General features: G+C 59.9%; 22 protein-coding genes. 14 read left to right on the forward strand and 8 right to left on the reverse strand.

Going from position 1 to position 17,440, the window contains the following annotated elements; translation table 11 throughout:
* Window positions 1-2: 2 nt before the first annotated feature.
* The 6 genes from CI807_RS11315 to CI807_RS11340 all read right to left on the reverse strand — a co-directional run bounded on the left by CI807_RS11315 (window position 3) and on the right by CI807_RS11340 (window position 5,007).
* Complete coding sequence (locus CI807_RS11315) at window positions 3-1,496, reverse strand: RNA polymerase factor sigma-54 (protein ID WP_016974289.1); 1,494 nt, start codon at window positions 1,494-1,496, stop codon at window positions 3-5.
* A gap of 185 nt (window positions 1,497-1,681) precedes the next feature.
* Window positions 1,682-2,407 (reverse strand): LPS export ABC transporter ATP-binding protein, encoded by a 726-nt coding sequence (gene lptB, locus CI807_RS11320; protein WP_003171806.1) that lies wholly within the window; start codon window positions 2,405-2,407, stop codon window positions 1,682-1,684.
* Window positions 2,407-2,940, reverse strand: a complete 534-nt coding sequence (gene lptA / locus CI807_RS11325) for a lipopolysaccharide transport periplasmic protein LptA (RefSeq protein WP_095014722.1) — start codon at window positions 2,938-2,940, stop codon at window positions 2,407-2,409. The genes lptB and lptA overlap by 1 nt, the downstream gene beginning before the upstream one ends.
* On the reverse strand, window positions 2,927-3,499 hold the full coding sequence (lptC, locus tag CI807_RS11330) for an LPS export ABC transporter periplasmic protein LptC (protein ID WP_016976204.1): 573 nt from the start codon (window positions 3,497-3,499) through the stop codon (window positions 2,927-2,929). Before lptC ends, lptA begins: the two co-directional genes overlap by 14 nt.
* A gap of 8 nt (window positions 3,500-3,507) precedes the next feature.
* Window positions 3,508-4,032 (reverse strand): HAD family hydrolase, encoded by a 525-nt coding sequence (locus CI807_RS11335; protein ID WP_095014723.1) that lies wholly within the window; start codon window positions 4,030-4,032, stop codon window positions 3,508-3,510.
* The gene (locus tag CI807_RS11340; RefSeq protein ID WP_033899378.1) at window positions 4,033-5,007 is read right to left on the reverse strand and encodes a KpsF/GutQ family sugar-phosphate isomerase; all 975 of its coding nucleotides are present in this window, start codon (window positions 5,005-5,007) and stop codon (window positions 4,033-4,035) included. It abuts the gene before it with no gap.
* Window positions 5,008-5,304: 297 nt separating this feature from the next.
* Here CI807_RS11340 and CI807_RS11345 point away from each other — a divergent pair, with 297 nt between their 5' ends.
* The 10 genes from CI807_RS11345 to hisC all read left to right on the forward strand — a co-directional run bounded on the left by CI807_RS11345 (window position 5,305) and on the right by hisC (window position 13,338).
* On the forward strand, window positions 5,305-6,114 hold the full coding sequence (locus tag CI807_RS11345; RefSeq protein ID WP_003171811.1) for an ATP-binding cassette domain-containing protein: 810 nt from the start codon (window positions 5,305-5,307) through the stop codon (window positions 6,112-6,114).
* Complete coding sequence (gene mlaE / locus CI807_RS11350) at window positions 6,114-6,911, forward strand: lipid asymmetry maintenance ABC transporter permease subunit MlaE (RefSeq protein ID WP_010213107.1); 798 nt, start codon at window positions 6,114-6,116, stop codon at window positions 6,909-6,911. Before CI807_RS11345 ends, mlaE begins: the two co-directional genes overlap by 1 nt.
* Window positions 6,911-7,378, forward strand: a complete 468-nt coding sequence (mlaD, locus tag CI807_RS11355) for an outer membrane lipid asymmetry maintenance protein MlaD (protein ID WP_003171814.1) — start codon at window positions 6,911-6,913, stop codon at window positions 7,376-7,378. The genes mlaE and mlaD overlap by 1 nt, the downstream gene beginning before the upstream one ends.
* A gap of 11 nt (window positions 7,379-7,389) precedes the next feature.
* Complete coding sequence (locus CI807_RS11360; RefSeq protein ID WP_016976201.1) at window positions 7,390-8,037, forward strand: phospholipid-binding protein MlaC; 648 nt, start codon at window positions 7,390-7,392, stop codon at window positions 8,035-8,037.
* Complete coding sequence (locus tag CI807_RS11365) at window positions 8,034-8,339, forward strand: lipid asymmetry maintenance protein MlaB (protein WP_095014724.1); 306 nt, start codon at window positions 8,034-8,036, stop codon at window positions 8,337-8,339. The genes CI807_RS11360 and CI807_RS11365 overlap by 4 nt, the downstream gene beginning before the upstream one ends.
* Before the next feature lie 114 nt (window positions 8,340-8,453).
* Entirely contained in the window at window positions 8,454-8,693 is a 240-nt protein-coding gene (locus CI807_RS11370) for a BolA family protein (protein WP_003188597.1), read from the forward strand.
* A gap of 23 nt (window positions 8,694-8,716) precedes the next feature.
* Complete coding sequence (gene murA, locus CI807_RS11375) at window positions 8,717-9,982, forward strand: UDP-N-acetylglucosamine 1-carboxyvinyltransferase (protein WP_095014725.1); 1,266 nt, start codon at window positions 8,717-8,719, stop codon at window positions 9,980-9,982.
* Window positions 9,983-10,195: 213 nt separating this feature from the next.
* Window positions 10,196-10,831 carry an ATP phosphoribosyltransferase gene (gene hisG / locus CI807_RS11380; RefSeq protein ID WP_010213102.1) on the forward strand — a complete coding sequence of 212 codons (636 nt, stop codon included), beginning with the start codon at window positions 10,196-10,198 and terminating at the stop codon, window positions 10,829-10,831.
* Between the two features lie 128 nt (window positions 10,832-10,959).
* On the forward strand, window positions 10,960-12,282 hold the full coding sequence (gene hisD, locus CI807_RS11385; protein ID WP_095014726.1) for a histidinol dehydrogenase: 1,323 nt from the start codon (window positions 10,960-10,962) through the stop codon (window positions 12,280-12,282).
* Between the two features lie 3 nt (window positions 12,283-12,285).
* A complete protein-coding gene (gene hisC, locus CI807_RS11390; protein WP_095014727.1) occupies window positions 12,286-13,338 on the forward strand; it encodes a histidinol-phosphate transaminase in 1,053 nt (350 codons plus the stop codon).
* Between the two features lie 59 nt (window positions 13,339-13,397).
* Here the strand turns inward: hisC and CI807_RS11395 are convergent, their stop codons facing one another.
* Window positions 13,398-14,672: a uracil-xanthine permease family protein gene (locus CI807_RS11395; protein ID WP_095014728.1), complete on the reverse strand. Its 1,275-nt coding sequence runs from the start codon at window positions 14,670-14,672 to the stop codon at window positions 13,398-13,400.
* 2 nt (window positions 14,673-14,674) lie between these two features.
* Complete coding sequence (upp, locus tag CI807_RS11400; RefSeq protein ID WP_010213094.1) at window positions 14,675-15,313, reverse strand: uracil phosphoribosyltransferase; 639 nt, start codon at window positions 15,311-15,313, stop codon at window positions 14,675-14,677.
* Between the two features lie 164 nt (window positions 15,314-15,477).
* On the opposite strand from upp, the gene CI807_RS11405 reads away from it, so the two are divergent.
* The 4 genes from CI807_RS11405 to CI807_RS11420 all read left to right on the forward strand — a co-directional run bounded on the left by CI807_RS11405 (window position 15,478) and on the right by CI807_RS11420 (window position 17,389).
* Window positions 15,478-16,035 carry a hypoxanthine-guanine phosphoribosyltransferase gene (locus tag CI807_RS11405; RefSeq protein ID WP_095014729.1) on the forward strand — a complete coding sequence of 186 codons (558 nt, stop codon included), beginning with the start codon at window positions 15,478-15,480 and terminating at the stop codon, window positions 16,033-16,035.
* Between the two features lie 3 nt (window positions 16,036-16,038).
* Entirely contained in the window at window positions 16,039-16,506 is a 468-nt protein-coding gene (locus CI807_RS11410) for a WbuC family cupin fold metalloprotein (RefSeq protein ID WP_095014730.1), read from the forward strand.
* A 35-nt stretch (window positions 16,507-16,541) separates the two neighbouring features.
* Window positions 16,542-17,027, forward strand: coding sequence for a hypothetical protein (locus CI807_RS11415; RefSeq protein WP_095014731.1), 486 nt, complete (start codon window positions 16,542-16,544; stop codon window positions 17,025-17,027).
* A 74-nt stretch (window positions 17,028-17,101) separates the two neighbouring features.
* Window positions 17,102-17,389 (forward strand): PA4642 family protein, encoded by a 288-nt coding sequence (locus CI807_RS11420; protein ID WP_095014732.1) that lies wholly within the window; start codon window positions 17,102-17,104, stop codon window positions 17,387-17,389.
* Window positions 17,390-17,440 lie beyond the last annotated feature (51 nt).

The raw sequence follows: 17,440 nt of genomic DNA on the forward strand, positions 1-17,440 counted from the left end.
CGTCACATCAAACGCTTACGCTCGCTGGAAGGCGCGATCCCGAGGGACTCGCGGTACTTGGCGACGGTTCGACGGGCGACCTGAATGCCTTGTGCCTCCAGTAAACCAGCGATCTTACTGTCACTCAATGGCTTTTTCTGATTTTCCGCGGCAACCAGTTTCTTGATGATCGCGCGGATCGCCGTGGACGAGCATTCACCGCCTTCGGAGGTGCTGACGTGGCTGGAGAAAAAGTATTTCAGCTCATATATACCCCGTGGGGTATGCATGAATTTTTGCGTAGTAACCCGTGAAATCGTCGATTCATGCATGCCGACCGCTTCGGCGATGTCATGCAGCACCAGCGGTTTCATCGCTTCGTCGCCGTATTCCAGGAAGCCGCGCTGGTGCTCGACAATCTGGGTGGCCACTTTCATCAGGGTTTCGTTGCGGCTTTGCAGGCTCTTGATGAACCAGCGGGCCTCCTGCAACTGGTTGCGCATGAAGGTGTTATCGGCACTGGTGTCGGCGCGGCGTACGAAACCGGCGTATTGCGGGTTGACGCGCAGGCGTGGCACCGATTCCTGGTTCAGTTCAACCAGCCAGCGCTCGTTGTCCTTGCGCACGATCACGTCAGGCACCACGTATTCGGCTTCGCTGGACTCGATTTGCGAACCCGGGCGCGGGTTGAGGCTCTGTACCAGCTCGATGACCTGGCGCAGGTCGTCTTCCTTGAGCTTCATGCGGCGCATCAACTGGCTGTAGTCGCGGCTGCCCAGCAGGTCGATGTAATCGGTGACCAGGCGCTGGGCCTCGGCCAGCCAGGGTGTCTTGGCTGGCAGTTGGCGCAGTTGCAGCAGAAGGCATTCACTCAGGGTGCGTGCGCCGATCCCGGCAGGCTCGAATTGCTGGATGCGGTGCAGGACGGCTTCGATCTCGTCCAGCTCGATGTCCAGTTCCGGGTCGAAGGCCTCAAGAATCTCTTCGAGCGTCTCGTCTAGATAACCCTGGTTGTTGATGCAGTCGATCAGGGTCACGGCGATCAGGCGATCGGTGTCCGACATCGGCGCCAGGTTCAGTTGCCACAGCAGGTGGCTCTGCAGGCTTTCACCGGCGGAGGTGCGGGTGGTGAAGTCCCACTCGTCATCGTCATTGCTGGGCAGGCTGCTGGCGCTGGTCTGGTAGACGTCTTCCCAGGCCGTGTCGACGGGAAGTTCGTTGGGGATGCGTTCGTTCCATTCGCCTTCCTCAAGGTTATCCACCGTAGGGGCGGTTTCCTGATAGGAGGGTTCCTGCACGTCGGAATTGGGTTTTTGCTCGATGTTATCGGCCAGCGGGTCTGCGTTATCGAAGTCGTCGCCTTCTTCCTGGCGTTCGAGCATCGGATTGGACTCCAGGGCCTCCTGGATTTCCTGTTGCAGGTCCAGGGTCGACAATTGGAGCAGGCGGATGGCCTGTTGCAGCTGCGGTGTCATCGTCAGCTGCTGGCCCATTCTCAGGACTAGCGATGGTTTCATGGCAGGGGCTTAACACCTTATTCGCCGGCGCAATGCGCCATCCACGACAGGGCGCGTGAGCGCCAAACATAAGCAAATTATATGCCTGATGTCGGGTGCTTTGCCTAGAGCGCGGTAACAATAAAAATCCGGAGGTTTTCATTGACTCCCGCGCACTTCGGCAAACGGCCGTGACACCACGGTGTTTACAGGCGGAACTCGTGACCCAGGTACACTTCCTTGACCAGTTCGTTGGCCAGGATGGTGGCGGAATCGCCTTCGGCGATCAGCTGGCCATCGTTGACGATATACGCGGTTTCGCAGATATCGAGGGTTTCACGGACGTTGTGGTCAGTGATCAGCACGCCAATGCCCTTGGCCTTGAGGTGATGGATGATCTGCTTGATGTCGCCGACCGAGATCGGGTCAACGCCGGCAAACGGTTCGTCCAACAGGATGAACTTGGGCGCAGTGGCCAGCGCGCGGGCGATTTCCACGCGACGACGCTCACCACCGGACAGGCTCATGCCGAGGTTGTCGCGGATGTGGTTGATGTGGAATTCCTGCAACAGGCTTTCCAGCTCCTTGCGACGGCCATCACGGTCGAGTTCCTTGCGGGTCTCGAGGATCGCCATGATGTTATCGGCGACCGACAGTTTGCGGAAGATCGACGCCTCCTGCGGGAGATAGCCGATACCGGCGCGCGCACGACCGTGCATTGGCTGGTGGCTCACGTCCAGGTCGTCGATCAGGACGCGACCCTGATCCGCCTGGACCAGGCCGACGATCATGTAGAAACAGGTGGTCTTGCCGGCGCCATTCGGGCCGAGCAAGCCGACGATCTGGCCGCTGTCGATCGACAGGCTGACGTCGCGCACGACCTGACGGCTTTTGTAGGCCTTGGCCAGATGCTGGGCTTTCAGGGTTGCCATTACTCGGCCTTCTTCTTCGGCTGGATAACCATGTCGATGCGTGGGCGTGGTGCGGTGACTTTGGAGCCATTGGCGCGGCCTGCCTGAGCGACCTGTGTCTTGGTGTTGTAGACGATTTTCTCACCTTCAGTGGAGTTGTCGTCCGCGCTGACTACCTTGGCTTGGTCTATCAGGACGATACGATTTTGCTGAGCGTGATACTGGATAGTCTTGCCGTAGCCTTTCATTGGTTTTTTATCGGTGGCTGCCTGCTTCTGCTCGAAGTAAGCCAAGTTGCCCACCGAGGTCACCACGTCGATATCCCCTGCCGGGGTACGGGTCAGCGTCACCGTGTTGCCGGTGATCTTCATCGAACCCTGGATGATGATTACGTCACCGGAGTAGGTCGCAACGCCTTGCTTATCATCCAATTGAGCATCGTTGGCCTGGATGCGGATCGGTTGTTCGCTATCGTTCGGCAGAGCCCAGGCGCTCACGCTTCCCAGTGCTGCGCCCAGACTGAGCAAAATAGGGAGAGTTTTAACGAGCCTCATACTGTCCTCTTACGTTCGATAGCAGGTGTATCCTGCTTTCTTTCAAATACGCTTTCATTCCCTTGCCAGTCGATACACCGCCAGCGCCGTCGATTCTAACGTCTTGCTCGGTCTGCGCATATTGCTTCTGCGGGAATACGGTCATGCGACTGCTGGTAATCACGGTCTCACGGTTTTTATCGTCAGTGCGCGCAACGCGCACCGAGTCGATCAGTTCCACCTCGGTACCGTCCGGGTTGACCTCGCCACGCTTGCTGGTGACGTGCCACGGAAACTCGGTGCCGCGGTAAATGTTCATGTCAGGGTTGGTCAGCAGCGTGATTTCGCTGGCCTTCACGTGCTCGACCTTGTCCGAGGTCATTTCGTACTGCACCTTGCCGTCGGGCAGGAACTGCACGCTCTTGGCATTGATGGCGTAATAGTCGATAGCACCCTCGTCAACCTGCGCGGCAGGCTGGTCGAGAAAGCGCTCCGGGCTGATATTCCAGTAGCCTACCGCCAGGAACAGCGCGGCAATGACCCCGAATAACAGGAAGTTGCGAATCTTTTTGCTCAGCATAAAACGCTCTATAAGTAGGCGGCGTGGGCCGCTTCAAGGCTGCCCTGGGCACGCAGGATCAGCTCGCAGAACTCGCGGGCGGCACCTTCACCGCCACGGGCGGTGGTGATGCCATGGGCGTGCTCGCGAACAAACGCCGCCGCATTGGCGACGGCCATGCCCAGGCCTACTCGACGGATCACCGGCAGGTCTGGCAGGTCATCGCCCAGGTAGGCGACCTGCTCATAGCTTAGGTTGAGTTGGCCAAGAAGCTCGTCCAGAACCACCAGTTTATCCTCACGGCCCTGATACAGGTGAGGAATCCCCAGGTTTTGTGCGCGGCGTTCCACAACCGGCGTTTTCCGGCCGCTGATAATCGCCGTTTGCACGCCCGACGACATCAACATCTTGATGCCCTGGCCGTCGAGGGTGTTGAACGTCTTGAATTCGCTGCCGTCTTCGAGGAAGTACAGGCGGCCATCGGTCAGCACGCCATCCACGTCGAAAATCGCCAATTTGATGTTTTTACCGCGTTGCAACAAGTCGCTGGTCATTTACATCACTCCCGCACGCAGCAAGTCGTGCATGTTCAGGGCGCCGATCGGGTGGTCATTGCCATCGACTACCACCAGCGCGCCGATCTTGTGGTCTTCCATGATTTTCAAGGCTTCGGCTGCCAGCATCTCGGGGCGGGCGGTCTTGCCGTGAGGGGTCATCACCGCGTCGATGGTAGCGGTGTGGATATCTATGGTGCGGTCCAGGGTGCGACGCAAGTCGCCGTCGGTGAAGACCCCGGCCAGGCGGCCGTCGGCTTCCAGGATCACGGTCATGCCGAGGCCCTTGCGGGTCATTTCCATCAGCGCGTCCTTCAATAAGGTGCCGCGCTGGACGTGGGGCAACTCATCACCGGAATGCATGACGTTTTCCACTTTCAACAGCAGGCGACGGCCCAAGGCGCCACCTGGATGGGAAAACGCGAAGTCTTCAGCGGTAAACCCACGGGCTTCCAGCAACGCCACGGCCAGGGCGTCGCCCATGACCAGTGCGGCGGTGGTGGAGGAGGTCGGTGCCAGGTTCAACGGGCAGGCTTCGTGGGCCACGTGAACATTCAGGTTCACTTCGGCGGCCTTGGCCAGCGTCGAATCCGGGTTGCCGGTGAGGCTGATCATCTGGATGCCCAGGCGCTTGATCAGCGGCAGCAGGGTCACGATTTCGTTGGTGGTGCCGGAGTTGGACAGCGCCAGGATGATGTCATCCTTGGTGATCATGCCCATGTCGCCGTGGCTGGCTTCGGCCGGGTGCACGAAAAATGCGGTGGTCCCGGTGCTGGCCAGGGTGGCGGCGATTTTGTTGCCGACGTGGCCCGACTTGCCCATGCCGACCACGACAACGCGGCCCTTGCTGGCCAGAATCATCTCGCAGGCGCGTACGAAATCTGCGTCGATATGCGCCAGCAAGCCTTCTACGGCTTCAAGCTCGAGGCGGATGGTGCGTTGTGCGGATTGAATAAGGTCGCTGGATTGGCTCATGTCTGAAATCGTATAGCCTGACGAAAAGTCGGCGATTATAGCGGTAATGATCAATTCCCTCACGCTAGTTCGTCAGGGTTTGTTCGCAATGCACCTGAGATTCATCCTGAGTAACGACTTTTCCCTGTCCCCAATCTGAACAAGCGCTGTTCCGGCCTTGGGCGCCTTGTACCAGCAGTGATATAGTTCGCCGCCAGTTCGGTCCGCCCAGCCCACGTGCCAACTATTGCACAACGGTTGCAAACGTTTGTCACAAGCGTGGTGTCTGAGTGAGAGGCTGCATCCCAAGGAGTTTAGATGAGTGCCGATAACGCCTACGCGGTCGAGCTGAAGGGACTGACCTTCAAGCGCGGGACGCGCAGCATCTTCAATAACGTCGATATCCGCATTCCGCGCGGCAAGGTCACGGGCATCATGGGGCCTTCCGGTTGCGGCAAGACCACCCTGTTGCGCCTGATGGGCATGCAGTTGCGTCCCAGCGCCGGCGAAGTGTGGGTCAATGGCCAGAACTTGCCGACGCTGTCGCGCAGTGATCTGTTCGATGCGCGCAAGCATATGGGTGTGCTGTTCCAGAGCGGTGCACTGTTCACCGACCTCGATGTGTTCGAGAACGTGGCCTTTCCGCTGCGGGTGCATACCCAGCTGTCCGATGAAATGATTCGTGACATCGTGTTGCTGAAACTGCAGGCCGTAGGCCTTCGTGGTGCCATCGACCTGATGCCTGACGAGCTGTCCGGCGGCATGAAGCGCCGTGTGGCCCTGGCGCGCGCCATTGCCCTCGACCCGCAGATTCTCATGTATGACGAGCCCTTCGTCGGCCAGGACCCCATCGCCATGGGCGTGCTGGTGCGCTTGATCCGCTTGCTCAATGATGCGCTGGGCATCACCAGTATTGTGGTTTCCCACGATCTTGCAGAAACCGCGAGCATTGCCGATTACCTCTATGTTGTTGGCGATGGCCAAGTGCTGGGTCAGGGCACGCCTGAAGAGCTGATGAACGCCGATAACCCGCGCATTCGCCAATTCATGACCGGCGATCCCGATGGTCCGGTGCCTTTTCATTTTCCGGCAGCGGATTACCGCTCAGATCTTCTGGGGAAGCGCTGATGCGCAAGACATCTCTCATCGAGAAGGTTCGCCTTTTCGGCCGCTCGGGTATCGACATTGTCGAAGTGCTCGGCCGTTCGACGATTTTCCTCTTCCACGCCCTGCTCGGTCGCGGCGGCATTGGCGGCGGCTTTGGCCTGCTGATCAAACAGCTGCATTCGGTCGGCGTGATGTCCCTGGTGATCATTGTGGTCTCCGGGGTGTTCATCGGCATGGTGCTCGCGTTGCAGGGCTTCAATATTCTTTCCAGCTACGGTTCGGAGCAGGCGGTGGGGCAGATGGTTGCCCTGACGCTGTTGCGTGAACTGGGGCCGGTGGTGACCGCCTTGCTGTTCGCCGGGCGTGCGGGTTCGGCGCTGACTGCTGAAATCGGCAACATGAAGTCCACCGAGCAACTGTCCAGCCTGGAAATGATCGGCGTGGACCCGCTCAAGTACATTGTTGCCCCGCGCCTGTGGGCTGGTTTCATTTCCCTGCCACTGCTGGCGATGATCTTCAGCGTGGTGGGTATCTGGGGCGGTTCGTGGGTGGCGGTGGACTGGCTGGGCGTCTACGACGGTTCCTACTGGGCCAACATGCAAAACAGCGTGACCTTCAGCGGTGACGTGCTCAACGGCATCATAAAGAGCATCGTCTTCGCCTTCGTCGTCACCTGGATCGCCGTATTCCAAGGCTACGACTGTGAGCCCACTTCAGAAGGGATCAGTCGCGCCACCACCAAGACCGTTGTGTACGCCTCGCTGGCGGTACTGGGCCTTGACTTCATTTTGACCGCCTTGATGTTTGGAGATTTCTGATGCAAAACCGCACTGTGGAAATCGGTGTCGGCCTTTTCTTGCTGGCTGGCATCCTGGCTTTACTGTTGTTGGCCCTGCGAGTCAGTGGCCTGTCGGCCAGTCCCACCGCCGACACTTATAAACTTTACGCGTACTTCGACAATATCGCCGGTTTGACTGTCAGAGCTAAAGTGACCATGGCCGGTGTGACTATCGGCAAGGTCACGGCAATCGATCTGGATCGCGACAGCTTCACCGGGCGAGTGACCATGCAACTGGACAAGAAGGTAGATAATCTGCCGACCGACTCCACTGCATCTATCCTCACTGCGGGTCTGCTGGGCGAAAAATACATCGGTGTCAGCGTGGGTGGGGAGACAGCCCTGCTCAAGGATGGCTCGACAATCCACGACACACAGTCGTCGCTGGTGCTTGAAGACCTGATCGGTAAATTCCTGCTTAATACGGTCAATAAAGACGCCAAATGAGGAATCTGTTCATGATCTCTACCTTGCGACGTGGCCTGCTGGTGTTGTTGGCAGCGCTGCCGCTGATGGCTAACGCTGCAGGTTCTGCCCACGACCTGGTGCAGGACACTACCAGCAAGATGCTGGCTGACCTGACTGCCAATAAAGAGCAGTACAAGCAAGATCCGAGTAAGTTCTACGACGCACTCAACACCATTGTCGGCCCAGTCGTCGATGCAGAGGGCATTTCCCGCAGCATCATGACTGTCAAGTATTCGCGCAAGGCGACCCCGGCGCAGATGCAGACCTTCCAGGAAAACTTCAAGCGTGGCCTGTTTCAGTTCTATGGCAACGCACTGCTTGAGTACAACAACCAGGGCATTACCGTCGCTCCGGCCGGTGACGAGTCCGGTGATCGCACCAGCGTCAACATGAGTGTCAAGGGCAACAACGGTGCCGTCTACCCGGTGCAGTACACCCTGGAGAAGGTCAACGGCGAGTGGAAGTTGCGTAACGTGATCATCAATGGCATCAACATCGGCAAGCTGTTCCGTGACCAGTTCGCCGATGCCATGCAGCGTAATGGCAACGACCTGGACAAAACCATTAATGGTTGGGCCGGCGAAGTCGCCAAGGCCAAGGAAACGTCCGATAAAGAAGCCGGGAAGCCTGCACAATGACTGAAGCGGCTGTTCGTCTAGGCGATGCCGGCGAGCTGTTCATCAGCGGCGTGCTGGATTACCGCACCGGGCCTGACCTGCGCAAGCAGGGCCAGGCCCTGATCAACACCAGCTCGGCGCTCGCGCTGGTGCTGGATTGTTCGGCAGTGACCAAGTCCAGCAGCGTTGGTTTGTCGTTGCTGCTGTGCTTTATGCGCGATGCCGAAGCGGCCAAAAAGCCGGTCAGCATTCGTGCAATGCCCGAAGACATGCGTGAAATCGCCGAGGTTTCCGGGCTGACCGAGCTGCTGGCCCATCCTTAATACACATTATTAAAGAGGCCCCCCGTCAGAGTCCTGCTATGCGGGGTTCGCAGGCGCGGGGCTTTTTTGTATGATGTGCGACCCGCGCGCACTGGGCGCCGATAGAGGTTGAGCATGCAGGCCCTAGAAGTTAAGAGCTTTCTTGAAGGAAAGCTGCCGGAAACGACCGTTGAAGTTGAAGGCGAAGGCTGCAACTTCCAGCTGAACGTGATTAGCGATGAACTGGCGGCACTCAGCCCGGTCAAGCGTCAACAGCAGATCTATGCCCATTTGAACCCGTGGATCACCGATGGCAGCATCCATGCGGTCACTATGAAATTTTTCAGCCGCGCGGCCTGGGCCGAGCGCACCTGAGCCCCCAAGGCGTCGAGATTCTTATGGATAAATTGATTATTACCGGCGGTGCCCGCCTTGATGGCGAGATTCGCATCTCCGGTGCAAAAAACTCCGCCTTGCCGATCCTGGCAGCGACCCTGCTGTGCGATGGCCCGGTCACCGTGGCCAACCTGCCGCACCTGCACGACATCACCACCATGATCGAGCTCTTCGGTCGCATGGGCATCGAGCCGGTGATCGACGAGAAGCTGGCCGTTGAAATCGACCCGCGCACCATCAAGACCCTGGTCGCCCCGTACGAACTGGTGAAAACCATGCGTGCGTCGATCCTGGTGCTGGGCCCGATGGTTGCCCGTTTCGGTGAAGCCGAAGTCGCCCTGCCTGGCGGCTGCGCCATCGGCTCGCGTCCGGTGGACCTGCACATCCGTGGCCTCGAAGCCATGGGCGCAGTCATCGACGTCGAAGGCGGCTACATCAAGGCCAAGGCGCCGGAAGGCGGCCTGCGTGGCGCGAACTTCTTCTTTGATACCGTCAGCGTGACCGGTACCGAGAACATCATGATGGCCGCTGCCCTGGCCAAAGGCCGCAGCGTGCTGCAGAACGCCGCGCGCGAGCCGGAAGTGGTCGACCTGGCCAACTTCCTGAACGCCATGGGCGCCAAGGTTTCCGGCGCCGGCACCGACACCATCACCATCGATGGTGTAGAGCGCCTGCACACCGCTACCTACAAGGTCATGCCAGACCGTATCGAGACCGGCACCTACCTGGTTGCCGCCGCCGTGACCGGTGGCCGCGTCAAGGTCAAGGACACCGATCCGACCATCCTGGAAGCGGTCCTGGAAAAACTGCGCGAAGCCGGTGCCGAAATCACCACCGGTGAAGACTGGATCGAGCTGAACATGCACGGCAAGCGTCCTAAAGCCGTCAACGTGCGTACCGCTCCGTACCCGGCTTTCCCGACCGACATGCAGGCGCAGTTCATCTCCTTGAACGCCATTGCCGAAGGCACCGGCGCCGTGATCGAGACCATCTTCGAAAACCGTTTCATGCACGTGTACGAGCTGCACCGCATGGGCGCGAAGATTCAGGTTGAAGGCAACACCGCCATCGTTACCGGCACCGAGAAACTCAAGGGCGCGCCAGTGATGGCCACCGACCTGCGGGCTTCGGCCAGCCTGGTGATCTCGGCACTGATCGCCGAAGGCGACACATTGATCGACCGCATCTACCACATAGACCGTGGCTACGAGTGCATCGAAGAAAAACTGCAGATGCTCGGCGCAAAAATCCGCCGCGTACCGGGCTAGTCCCTGCTGCGCTGTAGGAGCGAGCTTGCTCGCGAAAAACTTCAACGATAACGTGTTTATCTAGAATCAACGCGGTGTCCATGAGTTCTTCGCGAGCAAGCTCGCTCCTACAAATACAGATTTGTTTCAAGTCGAGGCTGTTATGGCCTCGATCTGTGTCCGGCGCCGCTTGCGACCGGGCAGCAATAGCCTGATGAAGGACTGACGTTTCCCATGTTAACCATCGCACTGTCCAAGGGCCGCATCCTTGACGACACTTTGCCGCTTCTGGCTGAAGCGGGCATCGTGCCGACCGAGAATCCGGACAAGAGCCGCAAGCTGATCATCCCCACGACCCAGGACGACGTTCGCCTGTTGATCGTGCGGGCTACCGACGTGCCGACCTACGTTGAGCATGGTGCGGCCGACCTCGGTGTCGCCGGTAAGGACGTGCTGATGGAATACGGCGGCCAGGGCCTGTACGAGCCGTTGGACCTGCGTATTGCCCTGTGCAAGCTGATGACCGCCGGCCGTGTTGGCGATGTCGAGCCTAAAGGCCGCCTGCGCGTGGCGACCAAGTTCGTCAACGTTGCCAAGCGTTACTACGCCGAACAAGGTCGTCAGGTCGACATCATCAAGCTCTACGGTTCGATGGAGCTGGCGCCGCTGATCGGCCTGGCCGACAAGATCATCGACGTGGTCGACACCGGCAACACCCTGCGTGCCAACGGTCTTGAGCCGCAAGAATTCATTGCCGACATCAGCTCCCGCCTGATCGTCAACAAAGCTTCGATGAAGATGCAGCACGCCCGTATCCAGGCGTTGATCGACACCCTGCGCAAGGCAGTGGAGTCGCGACACCGCGGTTGACTTACCCGCGTAGCCGGAAGGCTGCGCCCGTCTATCCGCCTCATAGCCAGAATTCTCAGGTGCCCAAGCGGAAACGACTGCTAGTTTAGGGCGCCTGAGTTTTTGCCAATTCTATTGAGGCCCTCGCTATGACCACGTCCACTGCAATTGCCCGACTCAACGCTGCCGACCCGGATTTCGCCCATCATCTGGATCATCTGCTGAGCTGGGAAAGCGTGTCCGACGAGTCGGTCAACGGGCGAGTGCTCGACATCATCAAGGCCGTGCGCGAGCGCGGTGATGCGGCGCTGGTGGACTTCACCCGCCAGTTCGATGGCCTGGACGTCGCGTCGATGTCCGACCTGATCCTGCCCCGTGAACGCTTGGAGCTGGCGCTGACGCGCATTACTGCACCTCAGCGCGAAGCACTGGAAATCGCGGCGTCGCGCGTGCGCAGCTACCACGAAAAACAGAAACAGGACTCCTGGAGCTACACCGAGGCCGACGGCACCGTGCTCGGCCAGAAGGTCACACCGCTGGACCGCGCTGGTCTGTACGTGCCGGGCGGCAAGGCGTCGTATCCGTCGTCGGTGTTGATGAACGCGATCCCTGCCAAAGTGGCGGGCGTAACCGAAGTGGTCATGGTGGTGCCGACCCCGCGCGGTGAAATCAACGAACTGGTGCTGGCCGCCGCCTGCATCGCCGGTGTCGACCGCGTGTTCACCATCGGCGGCGCTCAAGCCGTCGCGGCCTTGGCTTATGGCACCGAGAGCGTGCCGAAAGTCGACAAGGTGGTCGGCCCTGGGAATATCTACGTCGCCACCGCCAAGCGCCACGTGTTCGGCCAGGTCGGTATCGACATGATCGCCGGCCCGTCGGAAATCCTCGTGGTGTGCGACGGTCAGACTGATCCGGACTGGATCGCCATGGACCTGTTTTCCCAGGCCGAGCACGACGAAGACGCCCAGGCGATCCTGGTCAGCCCGGACGCCGCGTTCCTCGACCAGGTCGCCACCAGCATCAACAAGCTGCTGCCGACCATGGACCGCGCCGAGATCATCGAGAAATCAATCAATGGCCGTGGCGCGTTGATCCTGGTGCGCGACATGGAGCAGGCCATTGAAGTGGCCAACCGCATCGCGCCGGAGCACCTGGAGCTGTCCGTCGCCGATCCGCAAGCCTGGCTGCCGTCGATTCGTCACGCCGGCGCGATCTTCATGGGCCGCCACACCAGCGAAGCCTTGGGCGACTACTGCGCGGGCCCGAATCACGTGCTGCCGACGTCCGGCACCGCGCGTTTCTCCTCGCCGCTGGGGGTGTATGACTTCCAGAAGCGTTCGTCGATCATCTTCTGTTCGCCACAGGGTGCTTCCGAACTGGGCAAGACCGCCTCGGTGCTGGCCCGTGGTGAGTCCCTGAGCGCTCACGCCCGTAGCGCTGAATACCGCATCCTTGAAGAGAAGGGGAACTGAGACATGAGCAAATTCTGGAGCCCTTTCGTCAAGGACCTCGTGCCTTACGTGCCCGGCGAGCAACCCAAGCTGACCAAACTGGTCAAGCTCAACACCAATGAAAACCCCTACGGCCCATCGCCCAAGGCGTTGGCCGCGATGCAGGCCGAGTTGAACGACAACCTGCGCCTGTACCCGGACCCCAACAGCGACCTGCTCAAGCAGGCGGTCGCCAAGTATTACGGGATTGATGCCGGCAAGGTGTTCCTCGGCAATGGTTCCGATGAAGTCCTCGCGCACATTTTCCACGGCCTGTTCCAGCACGACCTGCCGCTGCTGTTCCCGGACATCAGCTATAGCTTCTACCCGGTGTACTGCGGCCTGTATGGCATCCAATCCGACCCGGTGCCGCTGGACGAACAGTTCCAGATTCGTGTGGCGGATTACGCCAAGCCCAACGGTGGGATCATCTTCCCCAACCCGAACGCGCCGACCGGCACAGTGCTGGTGCTGGACGCGGTGGAGCAGATCCTCAAGGCTAGCCCGGATTCGGTGGTGGTGGTCGATGAAGCCTATATCGACTTCGGTGGCGAAACCGCCATTAGCCTGGTGGACCGTTACCCGAACCTGCTGGTGACCCAGACCCTGTCCAAATCGCGCTCACTGGCCGGTTTGCGGGTGGGCCTGGCCGTGGGCCATCCGGACCTGATCGAGGCGCTGGAGCGGGTCAAGAACAGCTTCAACTCCTATCCGCTGGATCGCCTGGCGATTGTCGGCGCGGCGGCGGCGTTCGAGGACCGTGAGTACTTCGACAAGACGTGTCAGTTGGTGATCGACAGCCGCAACAAGGTGGTCGGGCAGTTGGAGGCGAAGGGCTTTGAAGTGTTGCCGTCGGCAGCGAACTTTATCTTTGCTCGTCACCCCAAGCACGACGCTGCCGGCCTGGCGGCCAAGTTGCGTGAGCAAGGTGTGATCGTGCGGCACTTCAAACAGGCGCGGATTGCGCAATTCCTGCGGATCAGCATCGGCACGCCGGAGCAGAACCAGGCGCTGATCGATGGCCTTGGTGAGCTGTAACACCGACGCTTGAAACAAAAATGGGAGCCTGTGGGCTCCCATTTTTATTGGCTCAACCGTCAGATCAACGGCTCATCCGGCTTCTTGTTCTTCCAACCATCATTGCCCGGCAGCAGCAGGTTCAAGCCAATCGCTACCACCGCACACAGGGCGATGCCCTTGAGGCCGAAGTCGTCCGGGCCGGTGCCGGTGCCGACCAGCACACCGCCAATCCCGAACACCAACGTCACTGACACGATCACCAGGTTGCGCGCCTCGCCCAGGTCAATCTTGTGGCGGATCAGCGTGTTCATGCCCACCGCCGCGATTGAGCCGAACAGCAGGCACAGAATCCCGCCCATCACCGGCACGGGGATGCTCTGCAGCAGTGCGCCGAACTTGCCGATGAACGCCAGGCTGATGGCAAACACTGCCGCCCAGGTCATGATCTTCGGGTTGTAGTTCTTGGTCAGCATCACCGCACCGGTCACTTCCGCGTAGGTCGTGTTAGGCGGGCCACCAAACATACCGGCTGCCGTAGTGGCAATGCCGTCGCCCAGCAGGGTGCGGTGCAGGCCAGGCTTCTTCAGGTAGTCGCGACCGGTCACGCTGCCCACCGCAATCACACCACCGATATGTTCGATCGCCGGGGCCAGGGCCACGGGAACGATGAACAGGATCGCCTGCCAGTTGAATTCCGGCGCGGTGAAGTGGGGCAGGGCGAACCACGGCGCGGCGGCGATCTTCGCCGTGTCGACCACGCCAAAGTAGAACGACATGGCAAAACCCACCAGCACGCCAGAGATGATTGGCACCAGGCGGAAAATACCCTGGCCGAACACCGCCACGATCAACGTGGTCAGCAGCGCCGGCATCGAGATCAGCATCGCTGTCTTGTAGGGGATCAGTTCGGCACCGTCACCGCCTTTGCCCATCGCCATGTTCGCGGCAATCGGTGCCATGGCGAGGCCGATGGAGATGATCACCGGGCCAATGACCACGGGAGGCAGCAGTCGGTCGATGAAACCGGTGCCCTTGATCTTCACGGCAGCGCCCAGGAAGGTGTAGACGAAACCGGCCGCCATCACCCCGCCCATGGTCGCCGCGAGGCCGAATTGCTGCTTGGCGAGAATGATCGGGGTGATGAAGGCAAAGCTCGACGCCAGGAAGACTGGCACCTGGCGGCCCGTTACGACCTGGAACAGCAACGTGCCCAGGCCGGCGGTGAACAATGCAACGTTTGGATCAAGACCTGTGATCAGCGGCATCAACACCAACGCGCCAAATGCTACGAAGAGCATTTGTGCGCCAGACAGGATCTGGCGCCAAAGCGGGTCGTTGAATTCATCCTGCATGCTCACGCGTCCTTCTGCTTGGTGCCGAAGATCTTGTCACCGGCATCGCCCAGGCCTGGGATGATGTAGCCGTGTTCGTTCAGGCGCTCGTCGATGGAGGCGGTGTAGATCTGCACGTCCGGGTGGGCCTTCTCGACGGCCGCAATGCCTTCGGGCGCAGCGACGAGAACCATGGCGCGGATGTCCCGGCAACCGGCTTTTTTCAGCAGGTCGATGGTGGCAACCATGGAACTGCCGGTGGCCAGCATCGGGTCGATGATCATCGCCAAGCGCTCGTTGATTTCCGGAACGAGTTTTTCCAGGTAGGTGTGGGCCTCCAGCGTCTCTTCATTGCGGGCTACGCCCACGGCGCTGACCTTGGCGCCAGGGATCAGGCTGAGGACGCCTTCGAGCATGCCGATACCGGCGCGCAGGATCGGGACCACGGTGATTTTCTTGCCAGCGATTTTCTCCACTTGGACGGGACCGGCCCAACCGGGGATCTCGTAGGTTTCCAGGGGCAAATCCTTGGTGGCTTCGTAAGTGAGCAACGCTCCGACTTCCTGAGCAAGCTCACGGAAGTTCTTCGTGCTAATGTCGGCGCGGCGCATAAGGCCGAGCTTGTGTCGGATCAGCGGGTGGCGGATCTCGCGAGTGGGCATGGGAAAGGCTCCGGCGGCGGGCAAAAAAACCGGCCTAGATTAATCTATCCGAGGGTGTTGTCCTATAGACATCTAGTACGTTAGTCCATTAACGCTTGCTCGGAGCGCACGAGAAGCGTACCTTCGCCCGCTTTTCTTGCCACAGCACCCCCTTGGAGAGCGCCATGTCCGCTGATCTCGAGCATATCCGTCAAATCATGCGCGAGGCTGACTGCCTGTACACTGAAGCGCAAGTCGAAGCGGCGATCGCCAAGGTCGGCGCGCACATCACCCGCGAAATGGCCGACACCAACCCGGTGGTCTTCTGCGTGATGAACGGTGGCCTGATCTTCGCCGGAAAATTGCTGACCCACCTGCAATTCCCGCTGGAAGCGTCTTACCTGCACGCCACCCGCTATCGCAACGAAACCAGTGGCGGCGACCTGTTCTGGAAAGCCAAGCCGGAAGTTTCGTTCATCGACCGCGACGTGCTGATCATCGACGACATCCTCGATGAAGGCCACACCCTGGGCGCGATCATCGACTTCTGCAAACACGCCGGCGCGCGCAACGTGCACACCGCCGTGCTGATCGATAAAGACCACGACCGCAAGGCCCGCCCAGACCTCAAGGCCGATTATGTCGGCCTGCCGTGCATCGACCGCTACATCTTCGGTTACGGCATGGACTACAAAGGCTACTGGCGCAACGCCAATGGCATCTACGCCGTCAAAGGGATGTAAGCCATGGCCCGCTTTCTTGATCAGACGCTGTTTGCCGAACTGGCCGAGAAAGCGGGCGCCAGCCCTCGTGGCCGGCACCATCACAACTTCCATCAGATGGAAGAACCTTGCCACCGTCTGGCCGTAGGGTTGCAACCCAGCACTTATGTGCCGCCCCATCGTCACCTGAGTGCGGACAAGGCGGAAACCTTGCTTGTGCTGCAGGGCAGCCTGGGTTTGCTGGTGTTCAGCGAAACGGGCGAAGTGCTCGCCAAGCGTGTGATGCAGGCCGGTGGTGAATGCGCCGGCGTCGATCTTCCACCCGGCGTATTCCACGGTTTGGTGGTGCTGGAGCCCGACACCGTGATGTTCGAGTGCAAGGCTGGGCCCTATCGTCCGGTGGGCGAGGGTGAACAGGCCGACTGGGCGCCCCGCGAAGGCGATGCCGGGGTGGCCGAGTATCAACGCTGGATGCTTGCCCAGTTCGATTGAGCTACAGTGCTGGGCCCATCTTACCGGAGCGGCCCATGAGCCTGTTGATACGCACCTGCGCCGCCCTGGCGCTGACCCTCAGCCTGCCGCTGGCCGCTGCGCCTGCACCGATGCACAGCCAGTTCCTGCCCTCGGATGACCTGACCCTGCGCGCCGAAGCGCCGGACCAGCAGCAATTGCTGCAAGTCACCGAGTACGCGGTGGTGGTGGGCAACCAGCGCCAGTCCAGCCAACAGCCGATCCCGGTGACCTCGCCGCTGATGATCCGCCTCAAGGGCAAGCCCCTGAACAAAGGCGCGACGATCGCCCAAGTGGTGCTCAATTTCGACGCCGAAAGCAAAAGCCTGAAAAAGCCGGCCTACGATGACAAGAGTAAAACCCTGACCTTGTCCTACCCGCTGGCTCAATACCGCGTGATTGTCGACCTGCTGCGCAATGACGCCGTGTATGTGCAGTTCCTGAGTTATGCCAATGGGCATATCTGGGCGGATCTGCACACAGGGGCTGCAAAGGCCAGGTAGCCCCGCCTACACAAGCCCGCGCCCCGCAGGTAGACTTCAAACCCCGTGTAAATGTCTGCAGGCTGGAGTCGGTAATGCGTAAAGATAAGAAACAGGTGATTGGTGACGAGATCGGCGACGATCAGATCAAGTTGTTCCTGGACTTCGAGCCGGTCGACGCGACTTCCCCGTCCCTGCACAAACTGATCAAGGCCTACCGTGGCCTGCGTATCGACGATTTCGAGCGGTTCCTGGGCTTTTTCAAGGAAGCGGGTCTGGACCTCGACGGCAAGGATGAGCATGGCCAGACCTTCGTCGACCTGATCAAGGACCAGCGCAACGCGGACGAGTACATCGAACTGATCGAAAGCACTCGCGGCTGATTATCCGAGACATAAAAAAACGCCCCGTTCTCATTGCGAGAGCGGGGCGTT

The organism is Pseudomonas sp. NS1(2017) (genome assembly GCF_002269425.1).
In the GTDB taxonomy this organism is placed as follows: Bacteria; Pseudomonadota; Gammaproteobacteria; order Pseudomonadales; family Pseudomonadaceae; genus Aquipseudomonas; species Aquipseudomonas reactans.